The sequence below is a fragment of the Acidimicrobiales bacterium genome (assembly GCA_041394265.1).
GTDB lineage: Bacteria > Actinomycetota > Acidimicrobiia > Acidimicrobiales > SZUA-35 > JBBQUN01.
Map to the genome: position 1 here is coordinate 3,748,096 of JAWKIO010000005.1, position 15,510 is coordinate 3,763,605.

General features: G+C 67.1%; 13 protein-coding genes. 8 read left to right on the forward strand and 5 right to left on the reverse strand.

Annotated features, from left to right (window positions below):
* From R2733_18175 to R2733_18185, 3 genes are all read left to right on the forward strand, one after another.
* The gene (locus R2733_18175; GenBank protein ID MEZ5378436.1) at nucleotides 1–1,908 is read left to right on the forward strand and encodes a biotin carboxylase N-terminal domain-containing protein; all 1,908 of its coding nucleotides are present in this window, start codon (nucleotides 1–3) and stop codon (nucleotides 1,906–1,908) included.
* Nucleotides 1,905–3,074: an acyl-CoA dehydrogenase family protein gene (locus tag R2733_18180; protein MEZ5378437.1), complete on the forward strand. Its 1,170-nt coding sequence runs from the start codon at nucleotides 1,905–1,907 to the stop codon at nucleotides 3,072–3,074. The genes R2733_18175 and R2733_18180 overlap by 4 nt, the downstream gene beginning before the upstream one ends.
* 196 nt (nucleotides 3,075–3,270) lie before the next feature.
* Nucleotides 3,271–4,011, forward strand: a complete 741-nt coding sequence (locus R2733_18185; GenBank protein ID MEZ5378438.1) for a hypothetical protein — start codon at nucleotides 3,271–3,273, stop codon at nucleotides 4,009–4,011.
* Between the two features lie 165 nt (nucleotides 4,012–4,176).
* Here the strand turns inward: R2733_18185 and R2733_18190 are convergent, their stop codons facing one another.
* Complete coding sequence (locus R2733_18190) at nucleotides 4,177–5,313, reverse strand: acyl-CoA dehydrogenase family protein (protein ID MEZ5378439.1); 1,137 nt, start codon at nucleotides 5,311–5,313, stop codon at nucleotides 4,177–4,179.
* Nucleotides 5,314–5,536: 223 nt separating this feature from the next.
* On the opposite strand from R2733_18190, the gene R2733_18195 reads away from it, so the two are divergent.
* Nucleotides 5,537–7,033 carry a hypothetical protein gene (locus tag R2733_18195; protein ID MEZ5378440.1) on the forward strand — a complete coding sequence of 499 codons (1,497 nt, stop codon included), beginning with the start codon at nucleotides 5,537–5,539 and terminating at the stop codon, nucleotides 7,031–7,033.
* Nucleotides 7,034–7,216: 183 nt separating this feature from the next.
* Here R2733_18195 and R2733_18200 read toward each other — a convergent pair whose 3' ends face one another.
* The gene (locus tag R2733_18200; GenBank protein ID MEZ5378441.1) at nucleotides 7,217–8,422 is read right to left on the reverse strand and encodes a cytochrome P450; all 1,206 of its coding nucleotides are present in this window, start codon (nucleotides 8,420–8,422) and stop codon (nucleotides 7,217–7,219) included.
* Between the two features lie 86 nt (nucleotides 8,423–8,508).
* Between R2733_18200 and R2733_18205 the strand changes: the two genes are divergently transcribed.
* Both R2733_18205 and R2733_18210 read left to right on the forward strand, forming a co-directional pair.
* Nucleotides 8,509–9,966 carry an AMP-binding protein gene (locus R2733_18205; GenBank protein ID MEZ5378442.1) on the forward strand — a complete coding sequence of 486 codons (1,458 nt, stop codon included), beginning with the start codon at nucleotides 8,509–8,511 and terminating at the stop codon, nucleotides 9,964–9,966.
* 60 nt (nucleotides 9,967–10,026) lie between these two features.
* The gene (locus tag R2733_18210; protein ID MEZ5378443.1) at nucleotides 10,027–10,782 is read left to right on the forward strand and encodes a lysophospholipid acyltransferase family protein; all 756 of its coding nucleotides are present in this window, start codon (nucleotides 10,027–10,029) and stop codon (nucleotides 10,780–10,782) included.
* Nucleotides 10,783–10,786: 4 nt separating this feature from the next.
* Here R2733_18210 and R2733_18215 read toward each other — a convergent pair whose 3' ends face one another.
* A complete protein-coding gene (locus tag R2733_18215) occupies nucleotides 10,787–11,650 on the reverse strand; it encodes an MBL fold metallo-hydrolase (protein ID MEZ5378444.1) in 864 nt (287 codons plus the stop codon).
* 179 nt (nucleotides 11,651–11,829) lie between these two features.
* Here R2733_18215 and R2733_18220 point away from each other — a divergent pair, with 179 nt between their 5' ends.
* On the forward strand, nucleotides 11,830–12,771 hold the full coding sequence (locus R2733_18220) for a DUF2797 domain-containing protein (GenBank protein ID MEZ5378445.1): 942 nt from the start codon (nucleotides 11,830–11,832) through the stop codon (nucleotides 12,769–12,771).
* A 48-nt stretch (nucleotides 12,772–12,819) separates the two neighbouring features.
* On the opposite strand, the gene yaaA is transcribed toward R2733_18220, so the two are convergent.
* A complete protein-coding gene (yaaA, locus tag R2733_18225) occupies nucleotides 12,820–13,824 on the reverse strand; it encodes a peroxide stress protein YaaA (protein ID MEZ5378446.1) in 1,005 nt (334 codons plus the stop codon).
* Here yaaA and R2733_18230 point away from each other — a divergent pair.
* Complete coding sequence (locus R2733_18230) at nucleotides 13,805–15,028, forward strand: acetyl-CoA C-acetyltransferase (GenBank protein ID MEZ5378447.1); 1,224 nt, start codon at nucleotides 13,805–13,807, stop codon at nucleotides 15,026–15,028. The genes yaaA and R2733_18230 overlap by 20 nt on opposite strands.
* Before the next feature lie 9 nt (nucleotides 15,029–15,037).
* Here the strand turns inward: R2733_18230 and R2733_18235 are convergent, their stop codons facing one another.
* Nucleotides 15,038–15,508 (reverse strand): NUDIX domain-containing protein, encoded by a 471-nt coding sequence (locus tag R2733_18235; protein ID MEZ5378448.1) that lies wholly within the window; start codon nucleotides 15,506–15,508, stop codon nucleotides 15,038–15,040.
* Nucleotides 15,509–15,510: the final 2 nt, after the last annotated feature.

Consider the following 15,510-nt stretch of genomic DNA (forward strand, 5'->3'; position numbering starts at 1 on the left):
GTGAGAATCCTCATTGCCAACCGGGGCGAGATCGCTCGCCGGGTCATCCGCACCGCCCATCGGCTCGGTCACGAGACCGTCGCCGTCTACGCCGATCCCGATGCCAACGCGCCGTTCGTCGCCGAGGCGAGTCTCGCCGTCCGGATCGGGCCGGCCGATCTTGCCTCCTCGTACCTGTCGATCGAGCGTCTCCTGGCTGCAGCCGCCGACACCGGCGCCACCGCCGTCCACCCCGGCTATGGGTTCCTGTCGGAGAACACCGGCTTCGCCCGAGCCGTCGCCGAGGCCGGCATGATCTGGATCGGACCGCACCCCGACGCCGTCGAACGCATGGGTTCCAAGATCGAGGCCCGCCGTCTCGCCGCCGACGCCGGGGTACCGATCATTCCCGGCTTCGACGAATCGCAGGATCCCGCCGATCTCGCCGCAGCGGCCGAACGCATCGGGTTCCCGGTCTTGGTCAAGGCTGCGGCCGGAGGTGGCGGCAAGGGCATCCGAATCGTGCACGAACCGGCCGGGTTCGGCGAGGCGCTCGGTGAGGCCATGACCGAAGCCGAGCGCTCGTTCGGCGACGCCGCCATGATCGTGGAGCGCTACATCCAGCGGCCCCGGCACGTCGAGGTGCAGGTCGTCGGTGACAAGCACGGGCACCAGATCAACCTCGGCACCCGCGAGTGCTCGGTGCAGCGTCGCTATCAGAAGCTGCTCGAGGAGGCGCCGGCGCCGAACTTGCCCGACGACACCCGAGCCGGACTGCGAGCGAGTGCCACGGCGCTGGCAGCGTCGATCGGCTACGACTCTGCCGGCACGGTCGAGTTCATCGTCGACGACGAGACCGGCGACTACTTCTTCCTCGAGATGAACACTCGTCTCCAGGTCGAACATCCCGTCACCGAGTTCGTCACCGGTCTCGATCTCGTCGAACTGCAGATCCGTTCCGCCGCCGGCGAGCCGCTGTCGCTGTCACAGGACGACGTGGTGCTCACCGGCCATGCCATCGAGGCCCGCATCAACGCCGAGGACCCAGCGGCCGGCTTCTTCCCCCAGACCGGCACCATCACACATCTGGTTGTTCCGGGCGAAGCCCGCTGGGACGCCGGTGTGGTCGAGGGGTCGGTGGTGTCGCCGCACTACGACGCCATGGTGGCCAAGCTGATCGTCGACGGTGCCGATCGAGCCACCGCACTGGCCCGCCTGCGACGCTGTCTCGACGGTCTGATCGTGGGCGGGCTCGTCACGAATGCCGGTTTCCATCGTTGGCTGATCGACCAACCGCCGGTCGTCGACGGACGGGTCACCACTCGTTTCCTCGACGACACCGACATCCCGACCGACGTCGACATCGCCGCCGCGGCGCAGCGTGCCGCCGATGTGTGGCGAGCGCACGAACGGTCCAAGGCGGCCTCGGGTCCGTGGACCCAACTGCCCGACTTCTCGCTCACCCCGCATCGCACTCGGCGCCCGCTCCACCTCGAGCATCAGTCCGGCGAGACGTTCAGCGTCGAGCCGTCGGAGGCTCTTGTCGACGCTGCTGCAGCGTCACGCAGCGCAGCCAGTACGCATCGGGTCGATGCGCTCGGGCAGTCGTCGGTTGCGGTCAACGTCGATGGCATGACCCACACCTTCCGTGTCGTGCCCCGCACCGACTTCTGGGCGCCATCGGCCGAGGTCGGTCACGGCCACGCCGGCGCCATCACCTCACCGTTCCCGGCCGTGGTCACCGAGGCCCCGGTCGCTCCCGGCGACCACGTCAACGGTGGCGACGTCGTCGTGGTGGTGGAAGCCATGAAGATGCTCCACTCGCTGAAGGCCACCGGGCCCGGCGTCGTCGCCGAGGTCCGGGTGAAGCCGGGCGATCAGACCGTGTCCCACCAAGTTCTCGTCACCTTCGAAGAGGTCCACTCATGAGCTCCACCAGCCAACGCCCGATCGCCAAGCGCAACGCCTACATGACCGACGAGCTCGAGGCGATCTACGACCAGACCGTCGAGTTCGTCACCAAGGAGGTCGTCCCCAACGGCGACGCCTGGGAAGAGGCGGGCAAGGTGCCTCGCGAGGTGCTCACGAAGATGGGCGGTCTCGGCATGCTCGGCCTTCGGGTTCCCGAATCCGTTGGTGGCCTCGGTATGGGCATGCTCGCGTCGGCCACGTTCTCGGAGGCACTCGGGGCTTCGACGTATGCCGGGTTCGACGTGACCGTGCTCGTCCATACCGACATGGCCGGCCCGCACCTGTTCAACTCGGCCAATGACGACCAGCTCGCCGAGTGGGCGCCCAGCGTGCTGGCGGGTGAGACGATTCTTTCGATCGGCGTCACGGAGCCCGATGCCGGATCCGACGTCGCCGGCATCCGCACCTCGGCCGTGAAGGACGGCGATGGCTGGCGGATCAACGGCACCAAGACCTACATCACCAATGGCGTCTACGGCGACCTCACGATCGTCGCGGCCAAGACCGATCCCGACAACCGCTACGGCATCACGATGTTCCTCGTGCCCAAGGGCACCGAAGGATTCTCCGTGGCGACCAAGCTCGACAAGCACGGGTGGCGTTGTTCCGACACCGCCGAGTTGGTCCTCGATGACGTGTGGGTGCCCGACACCGCCGTGCTCGGCACCGTGCACCGCGGCTTCTACGAGACCATGAAGAACTTCCAGAACGAGCGGATGGTGCTGGTCGGCATGGGCGTCGGCGCAGCCCAGGCCGCGATCGACATGACCGCGTCGTACTGCCAGGACCGGGCCGCGTTCGGTGGGCGGCTGTTCGACCTCGGTGCGATCCGTCAGCGGTTGGCCATGAACCAGGCCAAGGTCGATGCCGTGCGGGCGTCGATGTATCACGCGGCGTGGATGGGTGATCAGGGCGTCGACAACGTGCGGGCCATGTCGGGAGTGAAGGCGTGGGGATGCGAGGTCGTCAACGACGTCATGTACGACTGCCTCCAGTTCCACGGCGGCATCGGCTACATGCGGGAGTCGACGATCGAGCGCATGACCCGCGATGCCCGGATCCTGCCGATCGGTGGTGGGGCCACCGAGGTCATGCTCGAAGAGATCGCCAAGCGGCTGTACTGATCCGAGCGCTTCGGCTGACGCAAGCGCAGCGCCCAACGCGATCGGCGGCCCGCCGTCGATCGGTACGGTCGACACGTCCGCCGGTCGGGCGCCCCGTGTGACGCCCTCGGCTCGTGATGCCGGCAACGCCGGGCATCGATCGCGCCCGGTGGTCGGTACTTGCGCGCCACGGTTGGCGGCACCAGGATCGTCGTCCATGACGCCGCCGGCCCCACCGCTCGATTCGTTCGTGATCCCGACCTGGGCTCAGGGTCAGACCGGGATCGGTCAGGGTGGATGGACCTCGGCGCGCTTCGAAGCGTCGGTGGGCCGGGCGCTCACGGTGAGCCTTCGCTCACCGGCTCCGCTCGAGACGGAACTGTCGGTGGTCGAGGTCGGCCACGATCACTGGCAGGTTGGCCTCGATGAGGCGGGGGAGTGGCGGGTGGTCTCCGAAGGTCGCCCGGCGCCGCGGCAGTTCGCCACCACCGAACCGGTGTCGATCGAGGGCGCCGCCGACGCTCGTTCGCGGTACCGCTCGGCCGACCACCCGGCGCCGCTCTGCTTCTCGTGTGGAACGCATCCCGAGTCGATGTGTGTCCACAGCGGACCGCTGCTCGACGGCACCGGTCGCTATGCCACCGACTGGACGCCGCCGTCGTGGGTCGGAGATGCCGACGGTGTCGTCGATGCCCCGACCATCTGGGCGGTACTCGATTGCTCGTCGGGCTTCTATGTCGGCCAGGACCCCGATCGCTCCGGCGCAGTGACGGTCCAGTACGAAGTCGAAATCCTCGATGATGTCCGAGTCGAGGCGTCGTACGCCGTCGTGTCGTGGAACGGCCTCCATCCCGACGACTGGGACGGTCGCAAACGGGGCGCCGGCTCCTGCATCTTCGACGCCGACGGCACCCTCGTCGCCCACAGCACCTCGTTCTGGGTCGCCCCCGCCTCCTAGCGTCCGGCCCACTGCCCCCGGCACGAGGCCCTGCGAAAGGTGCAGGGGCTGCCAGCAATCACAGAAAACCTCAGGGGCTACCAGCAGCCGGCTGCTGGCAGCCCCTGAGGTTTTCTGGAGATGTTGCGAGGCCCTGAGGTTGGGCGGGTGGCCGTCGGGGCTGGGTTAGAGGATTTCCTTGGCGATGATCGTCTTCATGATCTCGGACGTGCCGCCGTAGATGCGGGTGACCCGGGCATCGGCGTAGGCCCGACCGATCGGGTATTCCGAGGTGTAGCCGTAGCCGCCGAAGAACTGGAGGCAGCGATCGAGCGTGCGGCCCTGCAGCTCCGAGGCCCACAGCTTGGCCTGGGCGGCCTCGGCGGCCGACAGCTCCCCGGCGTTGAGCTTCGTGATGCACTGCTCGATGAACGGCACGGTGACGTCGATCTCGGTCTTCACCTCGGCCAGCACGAACTTGGTGTTCTGAAACGACCCGATCGCCTTGCCGAACGCCGTGCGTTCCTTCACGTAGTCCACCGTCCATCGGAACGCGGCCCGGGCGGTATGGAGCCCGTTGACCCCGATCGACAACCGCTCCTGGGCCAGGTTCGACGACAGATACTCGAGGCCCCGGCCCTCTTCACCCAGGAGGTTGGCCACCGGCACCCGCACGTCGGAGAAGAACAGCTCGGCAGTGTCGGCGGAGTGTTGGCCGATCTTGTCGAGGTTGCGCCCTCGCTCGAAGCCGGGCATCCCTCGCTCGACCACGATCAGCGACAGTCCGGCCCGGCCCTCACCGGTGCGGCAGACGACGATGACGACGTCGGAGTTGATGCCGTTGGTGATGAAGGTCTTGGCCCCGTTGATGACGAACTCGTCGCCATCTCGTACGGCGCTGGTGGCGATCGAGGCGAGGTCGGAGCCGGTTCCCGGCTCGGTCATGGCGATCGCCGTGATGAGCTCGCCGCTCGCGATACCCGGCAACCAGCGCGCCGCCTGCTCCTCGTTGCAGTACTCGATGAAGTACGGCGTCGTGATGTCGTTGTGCAGGCCAATGCCCAGCCCGGCGCCCCCGATGCCGGCGTTCGCCAGCTCTTCACTGATGACAGCGTTGAATCGGAAGTCCTTGGTGCCACCGCCGCCGTACTGCTCCGGAATCGCCATTCCGACGAACCCGTGCTTGCCGGCCTCGGCATAGACGGATCGGTCCATGATGCCGTCGGCCTCCCATTGGTCGTAGTGGGGGAGCATGCGGTCGTTGACGAACGAGCGGAAGCTGTCGCGGAACAGTTCGTGGGTCTCGTCGTTGATCGTGGACATCTCGGCACCTTCATTGGTCGTCGGCGAACGGTCGTCAGCCGGGATCGAACGCCGGGAAGGCTAGCCCAGGTGGGCAGGAGCCCCCGCACTGGCTCAGCTCGTAATCAGGCGGCGCGCTCACTACGGTCACTGTCTCCCACCGGCACTGTGCCATCGATGGGAACCAGCCCACCGTTCGAACCATCGCCCGCCACGCCGGCGAATCAACCCAACGGAGATCCTGATGGACCCCCGGACGCCCGTCCTGATCGGTGCCGCCCAACTCAACGACCGCAGCGGCAAGGCCGAGCCGGTCGAGTTCATGACTCGTGTCGCCGAGGCGGCGTTGGCCGACACCGGCACACCGTCGGTCCGAGAGCGGATCCAGTCCATCCGGGTGGTCGGCGGGATCTGGCCCTATGTCGACCCTGGGTATGCCGTGGCCGAGCGATTGTCGCTCCCCGTCGAGGGTGAGGGGCGGGTCACCACCACCATGACACCCATCGGTGGGAACGAGGTCTACGACCTGTTGGCCGCCACGGCGAGAGACATCCAGAACGGCGACCTCGACGTAGCCGTGATCTGCTCGGCCGAAACCTTGCGTACCCGACGCGCCGACCGAGCGGCCGGCCGAGACTCCGAGTTCATCACCGAGCGCGAGGGCGCTGCGCCCGATCACATGTACGGCGTCGCCGGCAAGGAAATGCTGACCGAGACCGAGCGGGCCGCCGGCGTCAGCTCCGCCGTCAGCTTCTACGCCATGGCCGAGACGGCGCTGCGCCACGATCGCGGCGAGGCCCCGCAGGAGCACATCGAGCGTGTCGCGGAGCTCTGGGCAAAGGGGAGTGCGGTCGCAGCCGACAACCCCTCGGCGTGGTTCACCGACCCCAGCACCGCCGAGGAGATTCGCACCGTCGGGCCAGGGAACCGGATGGTGTCGAGCCCCTACCCGAAGCTGATGACGTCGAACATCAATGTCGACCAGGCGGCCGCAGTGGTCATCTGTTCCGCCGAGGTCGCCGAGGCCGTTGGCGTGCCACGCGAGCACTGGGTCTTCCCGTGGTCGGGGAGCGGCGCCGCCGACCACTGGTACCTCACGAGTCGGTGGTCGCTCGCCGAGTCGCCGGCCATGCGACTGTCGGTCACCAAGGCGACCGAACTCGCAGGGATCACGGTCGACGACGCCGACCTGCTCGACCTCTACTCGTGTTTCCCCGCAGCGGTACAGGTGGCCCAGCGCGAGCTCGGCATCGACCCCGACCGCGCCTGGACCATCACCGGTGGTCTCACGTTCTTCGGCGGCCCGCTGAACAGCTACTGCTTGCACGCACTCGCCCGGTCGGTCGAGTTGCTGCGAGCGGCAGAAGGCGAGCAGGTCGCGGTGCTCACCGGCAACGGCGGCTTTTTCACGAAGCACTCGGCGGCGGTCGTTGCGTCGTATCCGTCCGATGGTCCCTACCGCTCCGAACGAGTGCAGGACGCCGTCGATTCCCTTCCGAAGCGGGACGATCCGGTCGAGCCGGCGACCGAGGGAACCATCGAGACCTACTCGGTGGTCTTCACCCACGACGGGTCGCCCGAGCGAGCGGTCGTGGCCGTACTCGATCCCACCGGCAGTCGTACCTTCGCTGCCATCACCGACGCCGACACCCTCACGGCCCTCCTGTCCGACGACCTGGTCGGTCTGTCGGTCGATCTCGACCGCTCGGGTGAGGTCCCCGTCGCCGTCCTCCGTCAGTAGCTGAGACCCCAAGCGACACACCCCATCGTTCTCGAGACCCGCGGCGACAGAAGTGTCGCTCCTCGTCTCCAGTTCGGAGGAGTTTGTCGCTCTGGGTCTCGACTTCGGTGGGGGTTGTCGCTCCTCGTCTCGAGTTCGGGTCGCTTGGGGCGCGGCGGGGCGGGGGCTCGAGTTCGGTGGGGGTCAGCGGAGGGTGAAGGCCAGGTCGAAGCGGGTGACGGCCCGGGCGAAGATGTTCGGCTCGACGTTGGGCTCGGTCACGACTCGCAGGCCGGTCACGCGCCGGACGAGCGTCTCGAACAACAGCCGCAACTCGACGCGGGCCAGGTTGGCGCCCAGGCAGAAGTGGGTGCCGTGCCCGAACGACAGGTGGGGGTTGGGGTCGCGGGTGACGTCGAATCGATAGGGGTCGTCGAACACGGTCTCGTCACGATTCGCCGCCGGATACACCAATACGACCCGGTCGCCGGCAGCGATCGGTGTTCCTGCGATCTCGGTGTCGACGGTGGCGATGCGGAACATGTTGTTCAGCGGGGTGACCCAGCGGATCAGTTCCTCGACGGCCAGTGCTACCCGTGAGGGATCCTCGGCGAGGTACTCCCACTGGTCTGGGTGATCGACGAACGCACGTAGCCCGTGGGCGATGACCGTGCGGGTCGTCTCGGCACCGCCGGCGATCATGAGCCCGGTCTCTTGCACCATGGTCATCGGCGCCATGCCGGCAGCCAGCCAATCGGAGAACAGATCGTCGGCCGGCGCGGCGGCCCGCTCGGGCAGCAACTCCTGCATGACGACGGCCCACTCCGAGATGCTGTTGTTGAGATCCTCGTAGATCGCCGGATCGTCGTAGCGGGAGTCGATCCGCATCTGGCGTTCGGACCAGCTCTTGACCTCGGGCCAGCGTTCCTCGCCAAAGCCGATCAGCTCGGCGGTCACTCGGCAGGGCAACTGGGCGGCGAGCGCGTCCACGACCTCGACCGAACCGGACTGCTCGTGCTCGGCGATAGCGGCATCGACCAGCCCGTCGACCAGGGCCTGGTAGTGGTCGACGTGGGTGCGCACCGCGCGCGGCGTGAAGCGGCGATTGATCATGCGGCGCTGTTCGAGGTGAACGGGATCGTTGTTCGAGATCATGGTCGCCTCGTACTCCGACGGCTGGAGTCGGTACTGGCCGGCGTCGCCTTCACGGCTGGCGAAGGTCTCGGCATCGCGCTCGACGGCGAGGATGTCGGCGTGCCGAGCGGCGAGCCACATCCCGCTCCGTTCGTCCCGCCAGAGTCCGGGGTGCGCCCGGAGTGCACGGAAGTCGTCTTGGGGGTTCGACTGCCACCAGGCCGGGTCGAGGATGTCGGTGGCGGGCTGCGAGTTCGTCAGCGGCGGGGTCTGCATGGTGGGACGCAACCACAACACCGGCATGACGACAAATCGAGATCAACGAATCGTCGCCTCACCGAGCGTGGTGTACCGTGTCAGATGTGACCATTGTCTCAATTCTCGACGGACACCCCGATGACGCCACGGCGCTGATCGAGGGTGGCCAACACACCACCTACGCCGAACTGCGGGTTCTGCGAGATCAGACCCGAGCCGGCCTCGTCGCCGCCGGCGTCGCACCAGGTGATCGGGTCGCCATTCTCTGCGGCAACACCAGGTCGTCGGTGGTGTCGCTTCTGGCGGTCGCCAGCGGCGGGATGATCGCCACGGTGCTCAATCCTTCGAGCCCGCTGCACGAGCTCGAGCGCCAGATCGCCACCGTCGACGCCCGGTTGCTCCTGGTCGGCAGCGAACCACCGGCCGGCCTGGCCATCGATCTCGCCACCCCGGCGGGCACGATCGTTCCCGGTGTGGACGCCCTGGCCGATGCGCCCTACGCCGAACCCCACGATTCGTCGCCCGACGATGTGGCCATCACGCTGTTCACGAGCGGCACCGCCGGTCCGCCGAAGGCAGCCATGCTCACCCATCGCAACCTGCGTTTCGTCCAAGAGGCCCTGATGGCCCACGCCGACGCCAGTGTCGGTCCCGAGACGGTGAACCTCGTCGCCCTGCCGCTCTCGCACGTCTACGGGCTCAACGTGTGCCTCTTCACGACGCTGCGAGCCGGGGGTACGGTCGTGCTCATGGGCCGGTTCGATCCGGTGGGGGCCGCCGACCTCGTCGTCGAGCACGGTGTCACCCTGTTCCCCGGCGTGCCGCCCATGTGGCGAGCCCTGGTCGACAACGAAGCGGTCGATGGCACCACGTTCGCGACCATCCAGCGCATGACCAGCGGGGCGTCGGCGCTGCCCAAGGCGCTGTTCAACGACTTCAAGAACCGGTTCGGCGTCGAACTGCGAGAGGGCTACGGCCTCACCGAGACGGCTTCGTTGGCCACGGCATCGATCGGCGGCCCGGTCCGGCAAGGGTCGGTGGGGATGGCGTTCCCCGGCATCGAGGTCGTGGTCGTCGACTACGACGACAAGGTCGCACCATTCGACGACTCCGGAGCCGTCAAGGTGCGGGGCCCGAACGTGTTCGCCGGCTACTGGGGTGACGAGGAGGCCACCAAGTCCGTACTCGACGACGAGGGTTGGCTTCGCACCGGTGACGTCGGCGTCATGAGCGAAGACGGCTTCCTCTACCTCGTCGACCGGGCCAAGGACCTCATCATCGTGTCCGGGTTCAACGTCTATCCGTTCGAAGTGGAAGAGGTGGTGGCGCAGCACCCCTCGATCGATCAGTGCGTCGTCGTCGGACGCGACGACGACGCACGCGGCGAACGCATCGTCGCCTACGTCACGTTGGCCAACGGGGCAACGGCGCCGACCCTCGACGACGTGGTCGACTTCTGTCGAATGGAGATCGCTCGCTACAAGTGTCCGAGCGAACTCCATGTCGTCGATCAGTTGCCGATCGCGCCGAGTGGCAAGCCGATCCGAAGGGACCTGATCTGAGATGACGAGTCGAGGGGGACCCGCACGAACGATCGCCACCGGAGCATCGGAGGTGAAGCCATGAGTCTCGAGACGGGCTGGCTCCAGGCCCCGTTCAAGAAGGTCATGCAGCCGCTCGCGCACAAGCTGTGGGACCTGAAGGTCGTCGGGCTGGAGAACATCCCGAAGACCGGCCCGGCGCTCATCACGCCGAACCACGTGGCGTTCATCGACTCGGTGTTCATCACCACACTCATGCCGAGGCGCACCCTTGCGGTCGGCAAGTCCGACTACATGGACAGCTGGAAGACCAAGTTCCTGTTCCCCGCCACTGGCATGATCCCGATCGATCGCGCCGGCGGGTCCGCCAGCCAAGCAGCGCTCGACGCCGCTGCGGCATCGCTGGAACGTGGCGACCTGTTCCTCATCTACCCCGAGGGCACCCGCACCCGCACCGGCTACCTGCACAAGGGGCGCACCGGGGCGGCACGTCTCGCCCTGCGCACCGGTGCGCCGATCATCCCGGTCGGCATCCGCGGCACCGACCGCATCCAGCCGGTCGACACGGTCAAGCCGGTCACCGGTGTGCCCTGCGAGATCCACATCGGTCGGCCGATCGATGTGAGCCGCTATCGCAATCGGCAAGACGATCGTCGTGTGCTGCGCCAGATCACCGACGAGGTGATGTTTGAGGTCGCCGAGCTGTCGGGCCAGACCTACGTCGACGTCTACGCCTCCGATCCGCTGCCCGACTCGGTTGCACCGCAGGCTCCGCCGGTGGTGCTCACCGGGTCGTCGGGCCACCATCGCTCGGAGTCGATGGCAGCCTCGGCATAGCCGGTCAACCCGCCGGCGGTGTGGCCTGGCCGAGGAACCGGACGGTGCCGTCGACCGTGTGGAGATGGCCGGCTGCCGGCGGAGCGAAGTGCGTGCCCAGCACGAGCACGTCGACGTCGGCGTGGGCCTCGATCAACGCCCGTCGGGTCTCGGTGGACTGCATGCTGTCGTGATCGAATCGAGAGGCGGCCAGCTCGGGGTAGGTGAACTGCAGCGGTGAGTGGACGGCGTCGCCCGTGATGGTCGCACGCCGGCCTGCCGACTCGATCGTCACCGAGACGTGTCCGGGCGTGTGCCCCGGTGTCGGTAGCAGTCGTACCTCGGAGGTCACCCGGTGGTCGGTGGCTACGGCATCGACCAGGCCGGCGTCGAGGAGCGGTTGGACCGACGGTTCGAGGACACCCATGTGATCGTCGCGACGCACATGGTCGAGTTCGGTGGCGGCGATGAGATAGCGAGCGTTCGGGAACGTCGGCACCCAACGATCGTCAACCCGCACCGTGTTCCACCCGACGTGATCGAAGTGGAGGTGCGTGCACAGCACGACGTCGACCGCATCGAGGCCCCCGTCGATCGCATTGCGAAGGCGATCGAGGAACGTATCGTCGCCTGGGAGTGGGCGGGGGAGCGCCGTACCGACACAGGTGTCGACCACGATGACGGTGTCGTCACTGCGCACGACGAACGTGTGGTTCGACAACAGCAGGCGCCCATCGTCGGTGAAATACGGAGCTGTCCAGGGCGCGGTGTCGAGGTGGTGGTCGGTGATGTCAGGAACGATGGCGTCGCGAGGCACCGCCGTGACTCGCTCGACGACCTGAGTGATCGAGACGTTGCCGACCTCGTAGTGCTGCAGTTGCTCGGGCACGAGCGCACCCTACAACAGGCGACCAGACCGGTTCGGCGAACGCGGCGCCACCCGTCGCCTGGGCCATACTCGAAACCATCAAACACCTCGATCGCCCCGACTATCACGACAGCCTCGACCCGACCGCCGACCTGACCCGCCGCGTCTCGCTGGAACCGGGAGGCAACGATCTCGGACCGATGCCACCCGCCGATGTGGCGGTACTCCTCGGTGTCTCTTGGCGGTCGGGCCAGGCCGAAGTCCGGCTGCGACGCGGCCGATCATCGACATCGGTGCTCGAGCCGCTGGTCGGGATGTCGTTGCACTACCGCCCGACCGGTCGACGCGTCTGCCTCGGTCATGTCCCGTTCCGGAACGCAAAGGTCGACTACCTCGACTGCACCCGCCCGCCACTGCCCGGCAGCAAGCGGTGCGATCGGTGCTCGGCGGCGGAGGCGACGTTCGCTGCCAGCCTGCACCACGCTCACACCCGCGAGCTCTCGATGATCGATCCGGCAGTGCGCGAACACCTCCAGCAACCGAACCACCTCTACCTGGCAGGCTTTCGTGACGGTTCGCTCAAAGTGGGCACCACCACGGCGTCCCGGGCCCAGCAACGTCTGGCCGAACAGGGAGCGTGGCGAGCTTGCCTCGTGGCCGACGCGACGGACGGCGTCGCTGTCCGTCAGCTCGAGGATGCCGTCACCGAGGTGCTCGACATCCCACAGTCGGTCTCGATCACACGCAAACTCGATGGACTCGCCGTCTCGAGTGCGCTCGAGGCTGCCGAGCGGGAGCACGTACTGGCGGCTGCCATCGACGCGGCAGCCGCAAAGGTGCATCGGCTCATCGAGCACGCCGGCGATGCAAGGTTCGTCGCGGCCGACACCGACTGGCTGGCGCCGTCACACGACCATCCGATCTGGGATCGCGTGCATCGCTATCCGCTACCGCTCGACCAAGATGCCCACCAGCTCGAGATCCTCGATGTGGTCGGCCGGGCCGTGGCCTTTGGTCGTCCGGGCGGGAATCGCGTCAACGGGGATGTCTTCGTCGCCGACCTCGGGCGATTGTTCGGACTCGAACTCGAGTTGGGCGACCACGGCTCGACCGAGGTTGTGGTGCAGGAGTCGCTGTTCTGAGCCTTGGGCGAGGCCCGGTCGCCCCGACGCGACGGTCGCCGCCTCGGGCTACTGACCCGAGCGCACGAAGACCGGTTGATCAGTCGTCGAACGTTCGGGATCGAAGCGGTAGCCCATGCCGGTGAATTCGCGCAGCGCCCGCACCGACTTGATGCGCTCGGTGATGATCCATCCGGCCATCGTTCCCCGTGCCCGCTTGGCGAAGAAGCCGACGGTTCGGTACTCGCCGTCGGCATCGGCGTCGAGGAAGATGGGTGTCACGACCTTGCCGTCGACCGCAGCCGTGTCGACCGCCCCGAAGTACTCGGTCGACGCCAGGTTGATGAGCGCGTTGGCGCCGGGGCTGGCAGCGAGGTCGCTATTGAGCTGCTCGGTCACCGTGGGTCGCCAGTACGCGTAGAGGTCACGTCCTGCGCGGTTCGCGACCTTCGACCCCATCTCGAGCCGGTAGGGCTGGATCAGGTCGAGCGGGCGCAGCACGCCGTAGAGACCGGAGAGGATGCGCAGCGTTTTCTGAGCGTGGGTGAAGTCCCGCTCGGTGAACCGGTTCGCGGCATCGAGGCCCTGGTAGGTGTCGCCGTTGAACGCGAGCACGGCCGGTCGAGCGTTCTTGGGTGTGAACGGCGGCTCCCAATCCTGGAACCGCTCGAAGTTGAGCTCGGCCAGCGGCTGCGAGATCGACATGAGCTGGCGCAGGTCGTCGACCGACTTGGTGCGCATGATCGTCACCAACTCGCCGGCCCGTTCGAGCATCATCGGTTCGCTCCGCTTCTTCGTGGCGAGCGGGGATTCGTAGTCGAGCGATTTTGCAGGCGAGACGACGCAGAGCACGGGAGTCCTTCGGATTCGGTGACGGGCCGAGACGGCCCCGACATGACCACGGTAGCGAGGCCCAGCCGATCGTGGGGGAGCGAGCGCCGGCCGTCGGCGGCCCGTGATGCGTCGTCGGCGTGTTTTGACACCGCCGCGGTTTGCTCCAAGCATGTGCGAACGGCCTCCGAACGGCCGCATGCACCAGAACGAGGAGAATGTTGTGCCTGAGGCCCTGATCATCGATGCCTGCCGAACCCCGCGTGGAATCGGCAAACAGGGGAAGGGCTCACTCGCCCATCTGCATCCCCAGCACGTGGCGGCAACCGTGCTCAAAGCACTTGCCGACCGCAACAATCTCGATACCTCCGAGGTCGATGACATCGTCTGGGGCACCAGTGCGCAGGTCGCCGAACAGGGTGGTGACATCGGTCGGATGGCGGCCCTCGATGCCGGCTACGACACCAAGGCCAGCGGCGTAACGCTCGACCGGTTCTGTGGTTCCGGCATCACCAGCGTGAACTTCGCCGCCGGCATGGTCATGAGCGGCATGGAAGATCTCGTGATCGCCGGTGGCACCGAGTTGATGTCGTTGCCGAAGACCGGGGCGCTCGGCCTCGGCGCCAACAACCAGCATCTGCGCGACATCCACCCTCAGCCGCACCAGGGTGTCGCCGCCGACGCCATCGCCACGCTCGAGAAGATCTCGCGTGAGGCGCTCGACGCCCACGCCGCCGAGTCCCAGGCTCGGGCAGCCAAGGCCATCGCCGAGGGCCGCTTCGACAAGAGCGTGGTGCCGGTCTACAACCTCGATGGTTCGCTCGCCCTCGATCACGAGGAGTTCCCACGCCCGGGCACCACGGTCGAGAAGCTGGCCCAGCTGCAGCCGGTCTTCGGTGCCGTTGCCGACCACCCGATGGGCGAGGACGGCATCACCTTCCGTCAGCTCGTCGCCCAGAAGTTCCCCGACCTCGAGATCGAACACGTTCATCACGCCGGGAACTCGTCGGGCGTGGTCGACGGTGCCGCTGCCATCTTGTTGGCCAGCCCCGACTACGCAGCCAAGCACGGCCTCAAGGCCCGGGGCCGCATCGTTGCCATGGCCAACATGGGCGACGATCCCACCCTCATGTTGAACGCTCCCGTTCCGGCCGCCCGCAAGGTCCTGGAGAAGGCCGGGCTCACGATCGACGACATCGACCTGTTCGAGATCAACGAAGCGTTTGCCGTCGTGTCGGAGAAGTTCATGCGCGACCTCAAGCTCGATCGCGACAAGGTCAACGTCAACGGCGGCGCCATGGCGCTTGGCCATCCGATCGGTGCCACCGGCTCGATCCTCATCGGCACCGTGCTCGACGAGCTCGAGCGCCGCGATCAGCGCTACGGCTTGGTCACCATGTGCGCCGCAGGCGGCATGGCGCCCGCCATCATCATCGAGCGCACCTGATCCCGACGGTCATCGGGGCGAGACAGCAGCGAGGAGCCGGTCGACGAACTCGACCTGGCCCTTCACCAGCAGCTGTCTCGCCTCATCGTCGTCGACCCAGGCGACCCGATCGACCTCGGGGAACGACCGGATCTGCCCGGATCGCGGAGGCCACTCGAGTTCGAAGTGATTGCTCACGATCGACGTCTCGTCGAAGTCGCCCTCTCGGGCGAAGATCGTGAGCGTCTTGCCGCTGGCTCGCTTCGACCCGAGGTCGAGCGTCGGGCCGCTGGGCGGTGGTGAACCCATCTCCTCGGCGAACTCGCGCTCGGCCACGGCCAGTGCATCGACTTCATCCGCTTCGTGGAGTCCCTTGGGCACCGACCAGGCATGTTCATGCTTCTTCGCCCAGTAGGGCCCGCCCATGTGGGCGATCAGCAGCTGAACCCGTTCGCCTTGCCAGCGGTAGAGCAACAAGCCCGAGCTCTGGGGGCTCGGCACGT

What these genes read in the sequence shown, in the direction of transcription:
- R2733_18185 (MEZ5378438.1), top strand. Translation starts at nt 3,271, where the DNA reads ATGACGCCGCCGGCCCCACCGCTCGATTCGTTCGTGATCCCGACCTGG.
- R2733_18210 (MEZ5378443.1), top strand. Translation starts at nt 10,027, where the DNA reads ATGAGTCTCGAGACGGGCTGGCTCCAGGCCCCGTTCAAGAAGGTCATG.
- R2733_18195 (MEZ5378440.1), top strand. Translation starts at nt 5,537, where the DNA reads ATGGACCCCCGGACGCCCGTCCTGATCGGTGCCGCCCAACTCAACGAC.
- R2733_18180 (MEZ5378437.1), top strand. Translation starts at nt 1,905, where the DNA reads ATGAGCTCCACCAGCCAACGCCCGATCGCCAAGCGCAACGCCTACATG.
- R2733_18190 (MEZ5378439.1), bottom strand. Translation starts at nt 5,313, where the DNA reads ATGTCCACGATCAACGACGAGACCCACGAACTGTTCCGCGACAGCTTC.
- yaaA (MEZ5378446.1), bottom strand. Translation starts at nt 13,824, where the DNA reads ATGATCAGGGCCTCAGGCACAACATTCTCCTCGTTCTGGTGCATGCGG.
- R2733_18220 (MEZ5378445.1), top strand. Translation starts at nt 11,830, where the DNA reads ATGCCACCCGCCGATGTGGCGGTACTCCTCGGTGTCTCTTGGCGGTCG.
- R2733_18200 (MEZ5378441.1), bottom strand. Translation starts at nt 8,422, where the DNA reads ATGCAGACCCCGCCGCTGACGAACTCGCAGCCCGCCACCGACATCCTC.